This is a genomic window from Paenibacillus sp. FSL K6-1122 (assembly GCF_037977015.1).
In the GTDB taxonomy this organism is placed as follows: Bacteria; Bacillota; Bacilli; order Paenibacillales; family Paenibacillaceae; genus Paenibacillus; species Paenibacillus amylolyticus.
In genome coordinates this window covers 3,831,025-3,850,741 of sequence record NZ_CP150272.1, presented here as the reverse complement: position 1 = coordinate 3,850,741, position 19,717 = coordinate 3,831,025, and the positions used below count along the sequence as shown (strand labels likewise).

General features: G+C 42.5%; 19 protein-coding genes and 1 riboswitch. Of the genes, 7 read left to right on the top strand and 12 right to left on the bottom strand.

All coding sequences use genetic code 11. The annotated features are described in order from the left end of the window. Positions 1-224: 224 nt before the first annotated feature. Together NSQ20_RS17400 and NSQ20_RS17395 are read right to left on the bottom strand one after the other, a co-directional pair. Entirely contained in the window at positions 225-371 is a 147-nt protein-coding gene (locus NSQ20_RS17400; protein WP_200868520.1) for a hypothetical protein, read from the bottom strand. Between the two features lie 226 nt (positions 372-597). After that, the gene (locus NSQ20_RS17395; protein WP_036615383.1) at positions 598-1,479 is read right to left on the bottom strand and encodes a LysR family transcriptional regulator; all 882 of its coding nucleotides are present in this window, start codon (positions 1,477-1,479) and stop codon (positions 598-600) included. A 176-nt stretch (positions 1,480-1,655) separates the two neighbouring features. On the opposite strand from NSQ20_RS17395, the gene NSQ20_RS17390 reads away from it, so the two are divergent. Further along, complete coding sequence (locus tag NSQ20_RS17390) at positions 1,656-2,450, top strand: SDR family oxidoreductase (protein WP_036615385.1); 795 nt, start codon at positions 1,656-1,658, stop codon at positions 2,448-2,450. A gap of 28 nt (positions 2,451-2,478) precedes the next feature. Continuing rightward, entirely contained in the window at positions 2,479-2,820 is a 342-nt protein-coding gene (locus NSQ20_RS17385) for a nuclear transport factor 2 family protein (RefSeq protein WP_036615388.1), read from the top strand. A gap of 118 nt (positions 2,821-2,938) precedes the next feature. Here NSQ20_RS17385 and NSQ20_RS17380 read toward each other — a convergent pair whose 3' ends face one another. The 5 genes from NSQ20_RS17380 to NSQ20_RS17360 all read right to left on the bottom strand — a co-directional run bounded on the left by NSQ20_RS17380 (position 2,939) and on the right by NSQ20_RS17360 (position 8,576). Continuing rightward, complete coding sequence (locus tag NSQ20_RS17380; protein ID WP_036615391.1) at positions 2,939-4,033, bottom strand: Ger(x)C family spore germination C-terminal domain-containing protein; 1,095 nt, start codon at positions 4,031-4,033, stop codon at positions 2,939-2,941. A gap of 2 nt (positions 4,034-4,035) precedes the next feature. After that, the gene (locus NSQ20_RS17375) at positions 4,036-5,151 is read right to left on the bottom strand and encodes a GerAB/ArcD/ProY family transporter (protein ID WP_036615394.1); all 1,116 of its coding nucleotides are present in this window, start codon (positions 5,149-5,151) and stop codon (positions 4,036-4,038) included. Then, the gene (locus NSQ20_RS17370; RefSeq protein WP_036615397.1) at positions 5,148-6,608 is read right to left on the bottom strand and encodes a spore germination protein; all 1,461 of its coding nucleotides are present in this window, start codon (positions 6,606-6,608) and stop codon (positions 5,148-5,150) included. The genes NSQ20_RS17375 and NSQ20_RS17370 overlap by 4 nt, the downstream gene beginning before the upstream one ends. Positions 6,609-6,952: 344 nt before the next feature. Beyond that, on the bottom strand, positions 6,953-8,038 hold the full coding sequence (locus NSQ20_RS17365; RefSeq protein WP_174806471.1) for an L-dopachrome tautomerase-related protein: 1,086 nt from the start codon (positions 8,036-8,038) through the stop codon (positions 6,953-6,955). Between the two features lie 253 nt (positions 8,039-8,291). Beyond that, entirely contained in the window at positions 8,292-8,576 is a 285-nt protein-coding gene (locus tag NSQ20_RS17360; RefSeq protein WP_036615403.1) for a hypothetical protein, read from the bottom strand. Positions 8,577-8,764: 188 nt separating this feature from the next. Between NSQ20_RS17360 and NSQ20_RS17355 the strand changes: the two genes are divergently transcribed. Genes NSQ20_RS17355 through NSQ20_RS17335 form a run of 5 tightly spaced genes read left to right on the top strand, consistent with a single transcriptional unit; the run spans position 8,765 to position 11,078 of the window. Then, the gene (locus NSQ20_RS17355) at positions 8,765-9,007 is read left to right on the top strand and encodes a hypothetical protein (RefSeq protein WP_036615405.1); all 243 of its coding nucleotides are present in this window, start codon (positions 8,765-8,767) and stop codon (positions 9,005-9,007) included. Positions 9,008-9,018: 11 nt separating this feature from the next. Further along, complete coding sequence (locus tag NSQ20_RS17350) at positions 9,019-9,405, top strand: spore coat protein (RefSeq protein ID WP_036615408.1); 387 nt, start codon at positions 9,019-9,021, stop codon at positions 9,403-9,405. Continuing rightward, a complete protein-coding gene (locus NSQ20_RS17345; RefSeq protein ID WP_036615410.1) occupies positions 9,402-10,538 on the top strand; it encodes a zinc-dependent alcohol dehydrogenase in 1,137 nt (378 codons plus the stop codon). Before NSQ20_RS17350 ends, NSQ20_RS17345 begins: the two co-directional genes overlap by 4 nt. Before the next feature lie 31 nt (positions 10,539-10,569). Then, complete coding sequence (locus NSQ20_RS17340; RefSeq protein ID WP_036615413.1) at positions 10,570-10,770, top strand: hypothetical protein; 201 nt, start codon at positions 10,570-10,572, stop codon at positions 10,768-10,770. A gap of 11 nt (positions 10,771-10,781) precedes the next feature. Next, complete coding sequence (locus NSQ20_RS17335; RefSeq protein WP_036615415.1) at positions 10,782-11,078, top strand: spore coat protein; 297 nt, start codon at positions 10,782-10,784, stop codon at positions 11,076-11,078. Between the two features lie 210 nt (positions 11,079-11,288). Here the strand turns inward: NSQ20_RS17335 and tenA are convergent, their stop codons facing one another. The 5 genes from tenA to NSQ20_RS17310 all read right to left on the bottom strand — a co-directional run bounded on the left by tenA (position 11,289) and on the right by NSQ20_RS17310 (position 19,680). After that, a complete protein-coding gene (tenA, locus tag NSQ20_RS17330; RefSeq protein WP_083669638.1) occupies positions 11,289-11,951 on the bottom strand; it encodes a thiaminase II in 663 nt (220 codons plus the stop codon). Between the two features lie 113 nt (positions 11,952-12,064). Continuing rightward, positions 12,065-12,162: riboswitch (TPP riboswitch) on the bottom strand. Between the two features lie 206 nt (positions 12,163-12,368). Beyond that, positions 12,369-15,041, bottom strand: a complete 2,673-nt coding sequence (locus tag NSQ20_RS17325) for an endo-1,4-beta-xylanase (RefSeq protein ID WP_340030409.1) — start codon at positions 15,039-15,041, stop codon at positions 12,369-12,371. A gap of 296 nt (positions 15,042-15,337) precedes the next feature. Next, complete coding sequence (locus NSQ20_RS17320; protein ID WP_036616055.1) at positions 15,338-16,189, bottom strand: PRD domain-containing protein; 852 nt, start codon at positions 16,187-16,189, stop codon at positions 15,338-15,340. A 17-nt stretch (positions 16,190-16,206) separates the two neighbouring features. After that, positions 16,207-17,649, bottom strand: coding sequence for a glycoside hydrolase family 1 protein (locus NSQ20_RS17315; RefSeq protein WP_036615418.1), 1,443 nt, complete (start codon positions 17,647-17,649; stop codon positions 16,207-16,209). Positions 17,650-17,721: 72 nt separating this feature from the next. Continuing rightward, positions 17,722-19,680 carry a beta-glucoside-specific PTS transporter subunit IIABC gene (locus NSQ20_RS17310; protein ID WP_036615420.1) on the bottom strand — a complete coding sequence of 653 codons (1,959 nt, stop codon included), beginning with the start codon at positions 19,678-19,680 and terminating at the stop codon, positions 17,722-17,724. Positions 19,681-19,717 lie beyond the last annotated feature (37 nt).

The window sequence follows — 19,717 nt, the reverse complement described above, 5'->3', positions numbered from 1 at the left end:
CAATTTTTTATTTAAGTTGACTTAATCATTTTTTTATTGCTTTAAACCTAATGGTTTACAAATGTAAAAAAGGTTGCATCTAAACTTCTCTTTACTTGTTCAACAAAATATTCGTTAGTATTAAACCCAATTTTACCGATAAAACAAAAAAAGCCGCTAAAATAGCGACTTCAATAGGAATATGTTCATTTCCCGCGGCAGGTTAATTAATTAACGTCTTGCCTTCATTTAATAACTTCAACCTTTTTATCCCCTGCTGACTTCGCTACCTCTAACGTTGTGTTACCTTGGATAGTGACTATTAGGCCAGTAGCCAGCATAGAAACGATTAAAGCTGCACTGAGGGCTGTGGAAATTTTCTTCTTGACCATAACCATACCTCCGATATCTATTATGTTGTGATAAGCGGCTCAAAGAACTATGATGAGCCGAGTGTGACTGGTATTACAATATTTCACTTTTTTGTTTGTTATCTACCTGGTGATTGTATTATAACGCACTGCCAATGATTGTAAAAGGATTTTTTCCTTGTGTTCAAATACAATAAAGTATGATTGTTTTCTCAGAATTTCTTTTCAAAACTAAAAAATTTGGCGGTCATTCTCCTTGATGTAAAGTATCCACATATTCAATAAACCTTTTCGCTGCTGGGGAAATATTATGATCATCTCTCCACTTTAATCCTATTTCCCAGTACCATCCTTCATCAATGATAGGGATCCAGACCAATTCATCTAACATCAACCCCAGCGTCTTAGGCAGTACTGATACACCTAGACCCGACTTTATAAAACCGGCTACAGTGATCAGGTCCTCCGCTTCATAAGCCGAAGCAAGAAAAAATCCGGTATGTCGGAACCGGGATATGATCGTTGCTTTTAATCCACAGTTGTTTTTCAATCCAATAAAAGGCTCGCCAGACAGCTCTGTCAAACTAAGAGCGCTACAATCTGCATAACGATGTTGGGAGGGAACAACAATGTATAAAGGAACATTTTTAATCGTCTTCCAGTGATGATTATCCAAAGTAGATTCCCTCGATGTAATCATAATATCCGAGAATCCTTGCTCCAGATGTTCATCAATATCTCCTAAGTTCCCTTGTGTCAATTCGAACCGAACTTTGGGATACTTCAATTGATAACTCCGAATTAGGCTAGGGATCAATTCAACACCGAGAATATTTAGATAAGACAACGTAATCACACCAGTATCCGGGTTGGACCACTCTTCGATTTCCTTTAGACCATTTTCAATATTATGTAGGGCCCTACCAATCCATTTAGAGAACATAGTACCGTTGCGGTTCAGCTTAATATTTCGTCCATTTCTCTCAAATAAAGGAGCTCCTATCTCGTTTTCAAGCTTGGCAATTGCATGACTTAACGCTGGCTGAGTAATACCGAGTTTTTTGGAGGCTAAGGTCATATGTTCAAGCTGTGCAACGGTCATAAAGTATTCCAATTGTGTAAGTTCCATTAAAACACCCCTCCATATATTAATAATATTCATCATTTCTATTATTATAATAAATTGGACGTTATGAAAGTAGCAAGTGTAGTATTAGTTCTAGCTCCTCTCGAACTACACATTAAGGTTTAGAGACAGAGCAATTTCAAATTAATCATTGAATACCATCACTAGGAGGAATAGTTATGCATAAAGAGTTTGAGTTCTCTGTATCAGAATTTAAAGGTAAAAGGGTGCTTGTAACCGGAGGAACAAAGGGAATGGGGCAAGCAGTTGTGAAAAGACTTGCAAACGGCGGAGCTACAGTTCTTACTACTGCCCGTTCCCTATCTGCTGACTTGCCAAATTCGGTCAAATTTGTGCAAGCAGATGTCGCCACACCTGAAGGTGTAGAGCAAATAATTACAGCAGTAAAAGAGCAACTTGGAGGTATCGATATTATCGTCCATTGCGTAGGTGGATCAACGACACCACCAGGAGGCGCACTTGCATTGAGTGATGAGGATTGGCTTCATACATTAAATTGGAATTTACTCGCAGCAGTTCGACTTGATCGTGGCTTAATTCCACTTATGTTAGAAAATAATTCAGGCGTTATTCTTCATTTCACTTCCATCCAGAGACGTTTGCCTTTATATGAAACTACACTGGCTTATGCGTCTGCCAAAGCCGCGCTGGCTAATTATAGCAAGGGATTATCAAATGAATTTTCCCCACAAGGAATTCGCATAAATACGTTGTCTCCTGGGTTTATTCAGACAGAAGCAGCTGACGCATTAATTGATCGGATCGCAACTGAAACCGGAAGTCGAGAAAGTGCCCTTGAACAACTTATGACTTCACTCGGAGGTATTCCAATTGGTCGGCCAGGATTTCCTGAAGAAGTCGCTGAGCTGGTCGCATTTCTGGTCTCAGACCGAGCAGCATCTATTACAGGTAGTGAATATGTCATAGATGGGGGAACTATCCCTACCGTCTAATAATTAATTAATAAAGGGAGAGAACAATATGGATCTCAATCATTTACCGTCTGTAATTGCCAAATACATTACTGCATCTAACAAGCCAGACCCAGTAGTATTTGTAGATTGTTTTTCAGAAAATGCCGTTGTGATGGATGAAGGAAAAAAGCGAAATGGCAAACAGGCGATTCGGAAATGGAGTGATCAAAACCATTTCGCGGCGAATGTAACGTTAGAGCCAACAAAAGCCAAAAAAATAGGTGATGAAATTGTGTTAACATGCAAGCTGGATGGTACCTACGATAAGACGGGTCTACCCGATCCGCTATTATTGGATTATCATTTTGTTATTGTTGACGATAAGATCATTAGACTTTCCATTTTCTAAAGATATCCAAATGGCTTGTCCGCCACGGGCTGCAGTAATAAGCTCTCTTTGTACATGATTTGAACAAAAAGATGCCCCCACAATGATGTATTTGATCATGTAGGGGGCATCTTTTAAATCACGACAGCCGTTCAACATTAATCAAAGGCTGTATTTTGATGTCGAAGTCAACATTAATTTTCATATTTTCCCAATATCTCAACCATTGCTCTTCCGTTATTGGTTTAGAAAAAGGCTTAAGTGAATGTGTTCCGACCTCTAAGGGATCCACTCTCAACCGTTGCATACTTTTTAATAATTCTGACGTTTGTTCCTCAAGGTATACCTCAATCTCATGAATTAAATGTTCCAATTGTTCCTCGCTTTGAATATTCTTTTCTCCCTGATATTCCTCAATTCTTCCTTTCAATCCCACATGTAAAGACAAGGATGAATAGTCACTTGATAGTTTCATGCGAATATTGGATCGAACACGTCCCAAACTGATAGATAACTTTGGAATGGCCAAGACTTTTAAGAAATGATCGTTATCCAGAAGTTGAAAAATTTCATCACTTACGTCTTGAGTAACCATTACTTCTTTATCATTTTGGAAAAAGGCCGTTCCTACGTAATTGAAATTGTTTTTATCCGCATGAAAAACCGGCAGGATCGGATCCTTAAGAGGGGAATATAACATCTTCATGAATTGATGAATATTGACAATGCTCATTTCACCTTGGTTATGTTCCTCGTAATGCTTTAACATCCGATAAAGAAAATAATCTTGGTTTTCTTGCTTCGTCAATTGATTTTTTATGTATTCATCAAAATCGCCTCTGACAATCAATAAATAGACATGCATTGAAATATCGGGATCAACCAATATCGTATTGATCAGCTTTTCAATGCCTTCTTTTGTTGCCAGTTCCTCATTGATTAATAACATTCGCAGCTGCCCCTGCTTTAATTCCCGATAATAAATTAAATTAAACTCCTTGCCCCCCTGTTTTAACAGATCAACTTCCTTGGAGAGAAAGCGTTTTTTTTCTTTGATGAGTGGTGGCACTAAAGTGCTGATTTTAAACTTCCCCTCCGTCCCCTTGTCAACCGACCAGAAAACTACCGGAGCGATCTCTTCGATGATATTGTTCTCGGCATATGGTGAAGAGCAACCGGCCATCCACATAAGGCTTACAATCGCCAATAAACCATAATGCTTGTATGGTATCATGCCTACACACTCTCCTTTCGTTTAACCATAGTGAAAAGGATCGTAGGAACAAGTAAATAAATGAATGCACCAAGCCAGATTTGAATGTTCAGCAACATCTTTTGACCCGGAACCGTTTGCCATAACCATTGATCCATTATGATAATACTTATCAAAATGACAAACCAACTCGACAATAATCCGAGCCGAGTTGTGCTTTTGTTCATTTTTTTCATAAAGACTCTTCCAGCTCCATATAAACACAACAAAAGAATTGAAATGTCAAATACATAATTAAACATATGGAAAGAGATAAGGATGTAATCGATTCGTTCTAAACCACTCATTTGAATGTAACTTCCCATATATACTACCGGAAAGTTGATCTTGCTTAAAAAGTTTGAACCGTAAAACAATACCGAAGCAATGAACAATAATGAATATTCCATAATCGTCAGCATGTTTCCAATGACAAGATATTTTGATATTTTTTTATTGGAGCTTAACCATGGAACCATAAAGGCCAAATATACTGGACCGGAAAATGCCGACCAAATAAACAACAAGCCCTGCCATGAATGTCCTGACCATTCGGTGGGGATTAGAGGATACAAATCGCGGTAATTTGCAATCGTTGGAAAGAAAAAGGGAATAAACATGATTAAGATCCACGCCCCGCAAAGAAAGGCGATAACGACAAAACGCAATGTTTTTTCCATGCCATGTGAAGCCACAAATAAACTGATCGAAAGGATAACTAGGATCAGCCACTTTTTATTCATTGATGGATATATAAAATTATGGAGCATTTCAACGTAACCCAGTGTGATGATTGAAATTTTTAACAGTATTATTACAAAACCAAGTATCGCGAAAACTTGAACCGCCCGTTTCCCAAAAAGCTGTACAAATCCTTGATAGCCTTTCGATGCATAACTGGAAGTAAACCATTTGGATAGCATCATCAAATTAAGTTGGGACAGTAGCCCCAAGGCGACAATTCCCCAAACCATATAGGAATGAACCAAATAAACCGGCATGATTAAAATAAAATAATGCATTTGCGTTCGATTAACTAATAAAAGGAAATGGATGCCGCCAAGGGTGGAAGTTTGATTGAATAGGGATAAAGTCTTCATTTCTTCATCTTCTCCTGTCGCCATTTCTGTAGTGGTTTTAGATTATGCGGACGCGTTTTCATCCAAATCAAAGGCCCGCGAATAAAGAGGTCAATCCAATCCTTCCCATAAAAAGGTGAAAGCGGCGCTAAATAAGGTTGACCTAATGACGTTAATGCATGGAGATGCGCAAGAATGCCGATTATCCCGACCACGATTCCTGGCAGCCCAAGAAACGATGCAAGGATAAGAAGAAGCAATTGCAACAGAACCATGGATTTTGTCATTTGATAATTGGGAACTAAAAAGAAAGCAATAGCGGATATACCCATCAAAACAATTAATACTTTACTTGCAAAGCCTGCCTCTACAGCCGCTTGTCCAATGACAATACCACCGATAACCCCTAGAGTTTGACTGGTTTTGGTCGGCATTCGCAAACTTGCTTCTTTGATGATTTCCAGCGTTACGATCATGAAAATTCCTTCCACAAACGGAGTAAAGGGCAATTTGCTTCTCGATTCCAATAATACGAAGAGAATCGGCAGCGGAACCATTTGGTAATGAAATGTCGTTAACGCAACATAAAAAGGAATCATCGTCAAAGAAATAATAAAACTTCCATACCTCATTAAACGTAAAAAACTGGCTACCGGCCAACGAAGGAAGTAGTCTTCTGGCGATTGGAATAGATGGAATAATGTAATGGGACAAATTAAAGCAAACGGTGAATTGGAGACTAATAAAGTCAGCTTACCCTCACCTAAGGCGAAGGCGCAGGCATCCGGCCGATCCGTTTGTAGAAACTGGGGAAAGACCGTATGGTTATGATCTTCAATAAAAGCTGCAAGCTGTGCGGAGTCTAAAAACTGATCGAAATCCACACTTTCAATTTTCTCTCTTGCAAGGGAAACAAATTCCGGATTAATTATTCCGTCTATGTACATTAACACAACTTTTGTTTTACTCAGTGATCCTATAGTGAAGCTTTCCGTTTTTAATGTCGTTATAGGCAAACGTCTGCGCAACATTGTAATGTTATTATCGATTTGTTCGCTGAAGCTATCTTTCGCTCCATATATAACCGTTTCCGTTTGGGAAGGTTCAATTGCCCGGCCAAGAGGATTTTCCAACTGTATGCCTAGCCATTGATCGTTGACTGAATCGTATAGAAGAATATATCCTTGCATTATTTTTTGCCCAGCATCTTCGATCGATATAACTTCTGAAACATCAGAATTGATTATGCATGAAGGAAGCGAATTTCCGCCTGATTGATGAAGTGGCTGAATAATCGCCTCGTTTAAACGCTCTTGATCTATTAATGTTTTTATAAATAAAAGATGGACTGAAGCACTCGTACCTATTTTGTGCTCAATGATTTCGGCATCTTCCATATGGTTTAATATCTGTTTTAAATCATCAAGCCATGTAGACTTTTGATGATTTTTCATTTGAGGCTCGTGTTTTTCAACCATGGTCGTCTCCTTTATCAAAGTAATAAAATGGTGATAAGGTTAATATCTTGTCCTGTAATCGAAAAATCATACGACCGGCAATTTGTAGTTTAACAGCAATATCGGGAACAACATGCTACCAGATTAATCTTAATCGAATGAGTGTATTATGGTACCCTACCCTTTGTATCTGTCTCCGGCTTTCCTCTTGGGCGACAAAAAACAAAAAGACAGGCATCAACTGATACCTGTCCCTATCTTAAGTTCATTAGAATTACTATATTGCCCTTAGATAAAGGGCCTACGGTCCCGCAAAATGAACTGAATAATCTGCTATTAAAATCTGCTTTGAAAAGTGGGATGTATCAAAAGGTAGGAGCAGGTAATTCATCAATGTTCATGCGTAGTAGACTATAGGGTTTTTGTCGCAGGTCTTTTCCGTAATGAAATCTGGCCTGCCTATGTAATTGGTTCACAATTACATATAAGTATTGATCCGGACCAATAGAAAAAGTATCCGGCCATAAAATTCGGGGATCATGGGCGATGGTTTCCATGATTCCATTTGGCAATATCTTTCGAATACTATCGTTTTCGTAATCTCCAGCATAAACGTTTCCTTTAGCGTCTGTGATCATCCCATCAGATGCACCCTTCTCTCCCCAATACTGCACAAGATCACTTAACTTAAAATCCGGTATCGTTCTGTCTCTTAACGATTCTGTTGAGATAGAGAATAACTGGCGACTGGTTAATGGACAATAGAATAACATTTTTCCATCAGGGGAAATCGCTATACCATCAGAGGCCAATCGAAACGGAGATGTCGAACCATCCGCGTTTCGATTCATCAAAATTTTACCTTCCACTTTCGGCACAAAATACGGATCGGGTGAGGTCGAGCTTGCTCCATGCAACCGTCTATACGCATTTCCGTTTTCTAAATTTACGACGATAATAGCGCCTGGACCATTGGAAGAAGAATCCGTTATATATGCGTAACCTGCTTTTCCTACACGAAAGTCAAATCGGACATCATTTAGATACGTTGTCGGCAAGACTACATCATCTGCAAATGTATATACTTTTCTAATTGTATTTGTTTCTAAATCTACCGCGACTAATTTTGCCCCTCCTTTAATAGGCTCTGAAAAATTTGGTGCAGCCGTGTCCAGTACCCACAGGGTTCCCCTTCCATCTGCAACAACACTCTGGACACTAATGAAGGACATAACGATATTCAATGGGTTGATCAAATTCGTTTCTTCATTAGGATAAGGTTGCATCTGACCATCAACAATTTCCGCTACCGTAAATCTAACGTCATCTCCCCATTTTGGAAAGCAAATAAAGGTACGCCCGGTTTCGGATACACTAACGCCTGTAGGCATAGCCCCGTAAAAGGAATGAACGAGTTCTAACTTACCAAAATATTCTTCCATAGGTAACATAGGCTGTATGATGTCCTCCTCAACATAGTTGAATAGATATTACCTATAATTATGTTCAAGACTTTTTCTAATGCCTGGCCCTTAATCATTCTTTTTTAACCTCGATTTTGAAATTGTCCGATACATTTAAAAATACAAAAAAACTTCGGCGTAAGCCGAAGCATGTTGACGTTAACTATATGTGCTCTAGGAAAAATGCTTCTTCCGATCGTCAACGCAAAACTTTGCCAAGCTTATCAGTACCAAAACCGTTTTATTGTTGGTCCGGTAAACCTAATGCATTGGCTGAAGTTATCGCTTGATCTAAAAATTCCTCTGCTCGGGTCAATTGCTGCCTGGCAATCTCCAACGCTTGTGAATTTGTTGCCGCATTAGATTCACTTAACGAGCTTATTGCCTGATTTAAAGCCGTCTGCACCTTAGAAACCGCGTTAGATGCATGCTGCTCCAGCGTATTACTACCACTCGAGTTAAGTGCATCTTCTGCTGGTTTTCTTGCGTTTTCGGTTGCTAGATCAATTTTGTTTTTATTGGGCACCGTGACTCCTCCTTCCATGAGTAAGATCATTCATTTAAACAGAAATAAGTATGGGATTGAGATTTTGTATATATCCCTGCGACTGTATGGGAATATTCGGATCTTACCTCTCCGGTGATCCATATTAGTATAAGATCCGATGCATTGGAAAATCTAATCTTGATGAAAAAGGAGGGGATCATTTCTGAATGGCTAATCCAACGCTAGCGCCGCACGAATCGATGGAACTGCATGAAGCGTTAAACTTCAAAACGCTCTGCATCGCTAAGTCGAAACTTATGCAAGGCCTGGTCTTTGACCAAGAGCTAAAAGCATTAATGCAGAAAGACGTAATTCAATCCATACAACAGATTGCTGAGCTGCAAGCAATCTACGCAAGAGCTCCTTTTCAAGCACCCGTTCCGAATAATCCGACACCTATAACACATTAAGGGGAACTCAGATGAATACCGATTATTTAGATCCGATTAATTCATTGAATATGCCGGAAATGGCAGATATGACTTTTGCCATGGATTTCCTTCTTCGTGCCAAGGAGGGTGTACGTAATTTGTCCATCGCCCTGACGGAAACGGCTTCACCGGATGTAAGAGCCCTGTTGCATACTCATCTGAAGCAGGGAATTTCAATGCACCAAGAAATTTCGGAGCTCATGATTCGCAAAAAATGGTTTCATCCTTATGAGCTGAACGAACAGTACCAACTCGATCAGCTTTCGGCGAAAAATACGGTGATGATCGGGCAGATGAATCTGTTCCCGGGTGATACGTCACGTAAAGGGATGTTTGATCGGACCCCAGATGAACATATTGGAGGACATAAAGCATGAAGGCGGTAACGTATCAAGGGGTTAAAAATGTCGTGGTCAAAGAGGTGCCGGATGCGAAGATTGTGAAACCGGACGATATGATCGTAAAGATCACCAGTACCGCGATTTGCGGTTCTGACCTTCATCTTATTCACGGGATGATCCCTAACCTTCAGGAAAACTATGTCATCGGACATGAGCCGATGGGGATCGTAGAAGAAGTGGGCCCTGGCGTGACCAAGGTAAAAAAAGGCGACCGCGTAATCATCCCGTTTAACATCGCATGCGGAGAATGCTTTTTTTGCAAAAATCAGCTGGAAAGCCAATGTGACAATTCCAACGAACACGGGGATATGGGCGCATATTTCGGCTACTCCGGAACGACCGGCGGATATCCCGGCGGGCAAGCGGAGTATTTACGGGTCCCATTTGCTAATTTTACCCACTTTAAGATCCCTGAAAACTGCGAACAACCGGACGAAAAGCTAAGCTTGATCGCCGATGCCATGACGACGGCATTCTGGAGCGTAGATAACGCCGGCGTTAAAAATGGAGATACGGTCATTGTGCTCGGCTGCGGCCCGGTCGGACTCCTAGCCCAGAAGTTCTGCTGGCTGAAAGGAGCTAAGCGGGTCATAGCCGTCGACTATGTCGATTACCGCTTAAAGCATGCGAAGCGAACAAACAATGTGGAAATAGTAAACTTCGAACAGGATAAGAATATTGGGAACACTCTCAAGGAAATGACCAAAGGCGGCGCCGATGTTGTCATTGATGCGGTAGGAATGGACGGCAAGATGAGCGATCTTGAATTTCTAGCCAGCGGTATGAAACTGCAAGGCGGCACCATGAGCGCATTTATCATTGCATCTCAGGCTGTTCGCAAAGGTGGCACCATTCAAGTCACTGGGGTATACGGCGGACGTTATAACGGATTCCCGCTCGGTGATATCATGCAGCGAAACGTGAATATCCGTTCCGGACAAGCTCCGGTCATTCACTACATGCCATACATGTACGAGTTGGTTACGTCTGGCAAAGTGGACCCTGGCGACATTGTTACGCACGTCATTCCGCTCAGCGAGGCCAAACGGGGCTATGAAGTGTTCGATACAAAAACGGACGATTGCATTAAAGTCATCTTAAAGCCTTAAATATGAATAGATACATGGGAGGACAATCTGAATGGATTCCACATACGCTTTGCATGAGATTCTCGAGGTACATGAAATAGCTGCGTTCAAGACGGTTTGTATGACTAAATCCAAGACCATGCAAGCTCTGGTAACCGACCCGGAGCTCAAGCAAATTTTGCAACAAGATGCGATCTTATCACAACAGCAGCTTCAGGAGCTCGGTGGAGTGCTGTCTAAAGCGACTGTATAGGAGATAAAAAAATGAACCCAATATTAGAACACATGACTGGTCTTAATACGCTGACCGATGACGTGATCGCAATGGATTTTTTGATGAACGCCAAGAGCGGTGTCAGAAACTACGCCATGGCTGTGACCGAATGTGCCACCCCCGAAATCAAACAAATTTTGATGAAACAGCTCGATGAAGCCATAGATTCTCATGAAAAGATATCAAATTACATGGTGCAGCATGGTTTATACCACCCTTACCATATTGCAGAGCAAATTCAGCTCGATCTGAAAAACATTCAGACTGCTATGAACATTCCGTCCTGACACCCTTTTTGATTTTAGCCAGAGACTTCAGAGAACAAAATGTCCCTGTGTCAAGAATTTCAACAATGAAAAAAGGCGGATACTATCCGCCCTTTTTTTGGCATCGTCACGAAACACGCTTATTGCAAGCGTTCCTTTACGTATTCTACTTATTTCTATCCTGAGACTGTTTATGGCCGCTGCTCTCTACTTTAATTGACTACAGTGAACTTAAGGCTCCAGCTTCCATGACATTTCCCAAAAATCAAGCTCAAAGCGACTGCACATCACGAAAATATCCTCCATCCGTTGGTACGTTCCCTCGCTACAGCCTTCTAATAGCTTATCAGTTAACGTCACTAGGGATTGATTGTTGCTGTTGTATTCAGAGGAAGCATATCCTGTGATCCACTCTCCGTAAAAAGGATGCTCAGCTGCACCTGGCTTTTGGGCAAGGACTTGACCAATCTCTGCATAGCTCCATGAGCAGGCCAGAATGGATACAAGTACTTCTGCTATGCCACCCGCATGGGAAACAGAGAGCATATAGTTAGTATAGGCTGCATTTTTCAGGGCAGGTTTTACCTGGAAAACATGATCCTCTGTAATTCCTAATCGCTCCATATAAGAACGATGAATTTTCATTTCACCATTCAGGATGTTATCTACGTTTTCACTAAAAAACTGCATCAATTTGGGGTCGTGCGACTTGACAATACCTAGTGCAAATACGCGGGCATAATCGAACAGGTACAAGTAGTCTTGCAGCAAATAATAACGAAATTGTTCAACCGTTAAGGAACCATCTCCGATTCCTTTAACAAAGGGATGCTCAAGACATTCCTTCCACACAGGCTGTGCTGCCTGATATAGTCTCTCTGAAATAGTCAACATGTGTTCCTCCAATTCATAATGTACGTATTTAAAAACAAAAAAACGAAACATCCTATGGATGTTTCGCAGACAAATACACTAAAACAAGGGGGTTCGCATGAGCTACCCAAGTACAGTGTTTCATCGTTGCATCCCTACGTTGGCATTATCCAAATCAGGTAAGGTCGGTTTAACACCCTCTCAGCCGGTTAAGGCTCCCTCGCAAACGGTTGTATGTAGTTGATTACTTTCCTATTCCCATAAAAGATAAAATAACATCCATTTAGTATATCAAGGGCTGTTAAATATAGTCAAGGAAGATTGTATCGCCCCTCATCACCTTTGGTGACGTATGTAAACGATGAAAACCATCACAACAATGGTTGAGTTTCAGCCACTGTTATGATGGTTTCTATTCTTGCAACTACTGCCGATGGTTTAATGCCCGAGTTTGTTCTTTCCGACAAAAGTGAGTATTCCGTACTGGGAAGTATTTCTCCAGCTCTCATTGGTCGTATCATTCCACTTGGCTACGCTCTGCTTACCTCCGCCCTGGTTGTCGTTAATTTGGAGCTCGAAACCGAGAACATTTCCTGCTTTGGGCGTCAATGATTGTAAATGAATTCTGGCTTCTACGAGATATCCTTTATTTGTTTTCTTCACAGCACTTACAAGGCGTCCAGGTGAGGCACCCCCTGCAAAGGTTCCCACATTGTCTGCACTGATTCTGAACTGGGCATCATCATATTGAAAATACGGTGTGCGCTGGTGATTCTCGTCCAGGAAAATCTCAACCGAATCCTGATCCCATGGGTTGATACTATCTGTAATGATGTTTGGATCAGTGACGTCGATCAGCAGGTATAGATACTCACCTGACCACATTGCGCGAGCCACTGCCTCTGCACCTTCGCTCTGGTTCAACCGTTTTACTTCAAATGGTGCAGCCTTATTCCATGATGTGTCTTTCTTCCCATCAATCTGAACAATCCCTTGCACAGCTTGTGCAGATTTGGGCATAGGGGCGAGTTGAATCACGCCGTATTTGCTTGTATCCTGTTCCTGAGATTGTGTTCGATCATTCCAGTACAGTGGATTATAAGGTTGTGTCCCACTTGAACCGCCATCAGTCACACGGATATCCAATCCGGCTTCATATTCTGATCCGACTTGGATACCACCCCACGGAATGGACAATTCAACCTGATATCCGGCTTTTGTCTCGCGTACACGATATGAACGCTGCTCCACACCCTCAGCTTTGCCCGACCGCTTAATGATTACGTGTCGGTCATCTGCTTCATATGAAGTGGTCTTGCCATTATTGAGATCAACAAAGATATCTACTCTGTCATTCACATCTGCCTTTGCATCCTGTACATCCACGAGGATATACAGGTTACTATGATCCCATAAAGTGCGGAAACTGGCTGATCCCGAAGAGTCACCCTTCAGTGGAGTAGACACCGCTTTGTTCCAGAGCGGATCTTGTGTCTGTTTTTTGATATCCGGTTTACCCGAAAGTGAGACGGCTCTCTGCGTCAACACAGGCAAACTGGATTCATCCACGAGTCCCCAGTATGCCTTTTTGGCCTTCAGGGCTGAATCAAACAGCATAGCCTGGTTGTTGTAAGACTTCTCATCTTGGAGTCCCCATAAGGTAACTGAAGAAATGTGGTCTTTGTGTTTTTTGTACAAATCCAACAGTTCCTTATATCGATACGCCTGCTTTACTGCAACTTCATCGGACATCTCTTCACCAAATGGAATTCCGCTATCCACATCCAGTTCCGTGATCTGAATATCCAATCCAAGTTCGGCGAACATGCTGATCGTTTTTTCAATTTCCTTGATGGGCGGGGATTCCAGGTTATAGTGGGATTGCAAACCCACACCATCGATGAGCCCTTTCTCTTTCAGTCGTTTGACCAACTGATACATATGCTCTCTTTTCTCAGAGATTTCCGTGAAGTATTCGTTGTAATATAATTTGGCATTCGGATCGGCTGCACGAGCGAATTCATAGGTTTTCTCAATATAATCCGGACCAATTAGTTCATAAAAGGGACTTTTACGTAAACCGTTGGCATCACCATTGCTATCCGCAATCGCCTCGTTTACCACATCCCAGGCATAGATCTTACCTTTGTATCGGGTCATGACGGTTTCAACGTAATCCTGAATCCGGGCAAGTAGTAATTCTCGACTCGCAGGGTTACCCTGAGGATCCTTGAACATCCACTCTGCTGCATCAATATGCCACAACAACGCATGTGCGCGTACGCCCATACCATGCTCCTCGGCGAACTGAACATATTGATCGGCTGCCTCGAACTCATAAACACCTTCGGAAGGAGACATGTACTTCGGTTTCATCTCGTAGGTTGCGGTCAAGCTGTTAAAGTGCTTTGTGAGCAGTTGTCCATATGCGCCTTCCAACTGCCAGCGATACACCGCTGCACCAATGGGGAAATCATCTTGATACAGGTCTTTCAGAGACCGAATCCCTTCTTCAATCTCCAGTTGCTCGGCCAGAGTAAATGATACATCATCCACATAGAACGATAACGTATCTACGCTATCTTCAGAGATGTAGGGTGTTTCGATGAACAAATTCAATTCAGTGGGATCATCGCTATACTGAAATTTTCCGGTGATTTTGTGCCATGTATTCCATTCTGCTTTGGCAATTTTCACGCTACCGATTGGGTTCCAGCTTTCGGCAGTTGTTTTTTTATATGTGGTGAGCTGTAATGTTTGATCCGTGGTGGGCTCCTGAGTAAGTCTTACATATGCCGCAATTTCGTACTCTTGGTTACGCTTAAGCAGATCCTTCATGGATAACATCGGTCCATGATAGGAACGCTCACGGTTGGCGACCAGCATACTGGACTGACCTTCGTGTGCTTCCTGCTGTGTCACTGTCAGCCTTTCGTTACCTGTACGTGGAGTCCACCCCTGAAGTGTACCGTCTTCAAAGTTTGTACTCAAATGACCTCCCTCCACTTCCGTAACTGCTTTGGCTGCATGTGAGACATTCGTAAATGGAAGCATGGCGAGTACGAGCACAAGAACCAAGGCCGTTATATTCCATTGACCTAACCGTTTCATACAATTCCTCCTCTTGATTTGGTCTAAGTATTTCTGAACGGATTAACATCCAGATAAATAGATTATAGCTCTTTGGATAACGCTTACATATAACAAATTTACAATAATTACAATAAAATGTTATCACTTGGTAATCTCATGTGGGTTTAGGAAGCTGGAGTTCGTTCGCAAGGGATATCAAAAAACCGCTACATATTTGCAAAAATAAAAGACCGTTTCCCGATAAAATACGAGAAAACGGTCATCGTTAGAAAGTATCTTTTTTCCTGTCTGCTAACAGGCATATAAACTTTGTTTTATAATCGTCCCTCGTGACCCTGATCCTCCTGCACAATTCGAGCTATGTGAATCATCAAATATAATAATTCCTCGTTTGATATGGAGATATCCAGCATATTCTGCACGTAGGTTTTAATCATCTCCGCGCATTTGTATTCAAACGGATGCTCCTTCACCATGTGTTGAAATATAAAATCTTTCGCCGAATTGCCCAGACGTCCTTCTTGTAAACGCTGGATGAAGAATTGCAAATGTGTGACAAGTCTTACATAATGAATGGAATTTTTGTTCAATTGCATATCAAAGGTGTATTGTATCAGGTTAAAAATATCTTTTAACATCTTAACGGATTGCACCGTGCGCTCCATATTCTGCTCATGTGTTTGGGCATTCACGAAATGAAAGGCGATATTCCCTGCTTCTTCCTCCGGCAGTTCAATATCCAATTCTAGATTCAGCATCTGAACAGCTTCAACCCCCAGTTCGAACTCGACAGGATGAAACCTCTGGATCTCCCATAACATGCGATTCTGTAATGCTACACCTTTTTTCCATCGTTCAATGGCAAATGACAAGTGATCCATAAGCGTGAAGAAGATTTGATCGTCAAGAGACAGCTTTTCTTTTGCATTGGTAATCAGTTTGTTTATGACATTCACATGTTTATCTGGCATGTTTTCGATGGTTCGTACGTAAGCCTGGGCAGACGGATTATTTTGCAAAATGAATCGTTTCTGGATGTGTTCTTCATCCAGTCGCTCGCCGACTTTGCCTTTGAATGCCAACCCTTTTCCCATGACAATCATTTCTTGCCCCTGTTCATCTTTGATCAGAAGCAAGCTGTTATTTAATATTTTGATTACTCTCATGCATTCATCACGATCCTTTATTCTTTCGTGACCGCCTGATCCGAATTTCCGATACATCTGCCATTCTGTTTAATGACCTCTTGATACCACGAGAAGCTTTTCTTCTTCAAACGCTTCAAGTCTTTCAGATCCTGTTCACCGCGGTTTACATAGATCATTCCATAACGTTTCCCATACCCCTGATGTGTGCTTACCAAGTCAATAACGGACCAAGGGCAATAACCAATCACATCTACTCCATCCGTTAGAGCCAGTCTGATCTGTTCCAGATGTTTCTCGATAAAATCAATCCGGTACGTATCGTTAATGGTGTTATCTGCCTCAAGTACATCCGGGGCTCCAATACCATTTTCCGTAATTAGAATAGGGAGACCATATCGTTCACATACCTTACGCAATGTCAGCCTTAGGCCAACCGGGTCAATGACCCAACCATATTTCGTTTTTTCCGTATAAGGATTCTCCGCGGCCCGGTATACTCCCTGCTCGCCAAGCATAATTTGCTGATCACCCGCACGAGCTGTAACATCCGACGCATCGCCCATACTGGCGGCAATGGTTGCCGTCGAGTAGTAGTTGATTGCTACCAGATCGGGGCGGCCAAACTGGATATCTTCCATGTCACCCTGCTCAATAACCGGCTCGATGCCGCGTTCCTGTAAATAACTCCAGAATAATGGATTATACCGTCCCCACACCGATAAGTCGAGAAAACCCCATCCACGAATCGTCTCCCAGTTATGAGCAGCGACTGCATCGGCTGGTCTGGAGGTTGCCTGGTACATGGAAGTCATGTTTAAAGCAGGTCCGATCTTACCTTGCGGGAGCATATCATGAAATAGTCGCATCGTTCTGCCTTGAGCTACAAACATGTGATGATTTTGCTGATACAGTTCCTTATTGGATGGCAAACGCCCGCCTTTTGGTGTACCAATAGCACCTGGATGAAGAATCATCGTATTTTGCTCATTAATGGTCAACCAATATTTCACTTTATGCCCGTAATGCTCAAACAAGATACGCCCATACTCGACGAAGGCATCGATCGTCCCCCGGTTGTTCCATCCTCCGGTTTTCTCAAGCTCGTAGGGTAAGTCGAAATGGTACATGGTCACAATGGGCTCAATACCATGGAGCAGCAATTCGTCAATTAATTGGTGATAAAAATCGAGTCCCTTCTCATTAACAGTCCCTGTGCCTGAAGGCAAGATTCGAGTCCATGCAATTGAAAAACGATATGCTTTGAGGCCCAGCTCTGCAAAAAGCTTCACGTCTTCTCTGAACCGGTGATAGTGATCGCTCGCAACCGTGAAATCGGCGGTTCCAGCCGGATGATCACACATATCGATGACGGACAGGCCTTTGCCATCTTTGTTCCAGGCTCCCTCCACTTGATAGGCCGAGGTAGACCCTCCCCACAGAAATTCATTGGGGAATGGTTTGATCTGTTGATATAACATCTCAAGCACTCCTTCATTTTAAATGTTGATCATGATATATGACGGACCATATGAAGTATCGTATTACGTTTGTTACGAAAGATGGATAATGGTTGCTCCAACCTCCACAGGATTCTGCTTCTCCAGCTTAATATCCGAGAAACGATCCGAATTGGCGATAATGATCGGGGTTATGACTTCATACCCTTCTGCCTTGATGGCATCGATATCAAAGCGGATCAACAAGTCACCCCGTTGTACGCGATCCCCTACTTTAATGGAAGAGTCAAAATGTCTCCCCTTTAGGTTGACGGTATCCACTCCAATATGAATGAGCACCTCTTCTCCATCATAACCGTTTAATTTGACCGCATGTTTGGAGTCCATGAAAGCCGTAACTTCACCTGCGATTGGTGCATACAGTTCTCCTTTGGCAGGAATAATGGCAGCACCCTTACCCAGTAATCCCAAAGAGAAGACATCGTCTGGTACACGGTCTAGATGGACTAATTCCCCTTGCATCGGGCTGGCGATCGTAAGTGGACGTAATTCATTTTGGCTCGGTACATTTGCATTTGTTATTGTAGAAGACTGTGTGCTTGGGCTGTTGTCTTGAACAGGCTGCCCGGAAAGTGTCTTGTCATCGTTAACGTTGGTAGTTCCTTCTTCTTCATCTTCCACTGGATCTTCAAAACCAATGATCCATGTCAGAGCAAAGGTAACGATAAAAGCGATCATACAAGTCACAATGGCATGAACGATGTTCATCGGATTGCTGCCAATGAATGCAGGTAACGCGGCAAGCCCTGGAGACACGAAGGCATAACGTACTAATCCGGTCAGACCAGCGTATATCCCTGCTACACCACCACCGATCATTGCGGCAATTAAGGGTTTCTTCAGTTTCAGCGTTACACCGTACAAGGATGGTTCCGTGATGCCCAGCACAGCGGTGAAACCGGATGAAGCAGCGAGCTGTTTCAGTTTTTTGTTTTTGGTTTTCAATGCTACAGCAAGGGTGGCCCCACCTTGAGCAATATTGGACGCGAGCATTCCGGGACCGTTGATCATTTCATATCCATTTTTGGTCAGTTGGCTAGTTGCAATCGGCGTCATGGCCCATGCGGTACCTGTTACGATCAGGAATGGTTGCAAAGTTCCCATTAACAACGGAATCAGCCAACTGGCTCTGGCATTGATCGCTTCTGCACCCATCGCAACCAGATCATTCAGGTACGTTCCGAAAGGCCCAATCGCCACCAATGCAAGTGGTGCTGTAATCAATAGTACAATCATTGGTTTCGTGAAAAATTTGATCATTGAGGGCGATACCCGATCCGCGAAACGTTCAATATAGGACATGAGCCAAACGACGATAATAATCGGCAGTACGGAGCCCGCGTAATCGGTTAGTCGAACTGGCACACCGATGAAAAACACGTCTTTTCCTTCCGCCATCAGGGCGCTCCATCCCGGGTGTAATAACACGCCGGCAACTGTCATCGCCAGAATGGGACTTGTTTCAAATTTAATGGAAGCTCCATAAGCCAGCAGAATAGGCATGAAATAAAAAGCCGCGTCCGCAATGGTATTAAGGATATAGTAGTTTTGGCTTTCCGTCGTTACGAGGCCTGTCAGCACAAGTACGGCTAATATCGCTTTGATCATACCTGCGCCAATGATTGCCGGAATTACCGGAGTAAATGTTGTTGAGATCACGCTGATGAATCTGGAGATCCAGCTCTGTTTTTGCTTTGGTCCGTTATTTTTGCCAGAATTCGATTTGGAGTCCGCACTTCGGGTAGCCGAACCCATCTGCTGAGTGATAACTCGGTAGACCTGCTGCACCTCATTGCCCACAACGACCTGGTATTGTCCACCATTGTTCACAACGGTAATGACACCTGGAAGTGCTTTGAGTTTTTCTGTCTCCGCTTTGGAGATGTCGTGCAGTTCGAACCGAAGTCGAGTTGCGCAGTGCGTAAGCCGAGCGATATTCTCTTTCTTCCCAACCAATTCCGTTATCTCTTGTCCCAACTTGCGATAATCCATACCAATGCCTCATTTCTGAATTTGGATATAAAAAAGA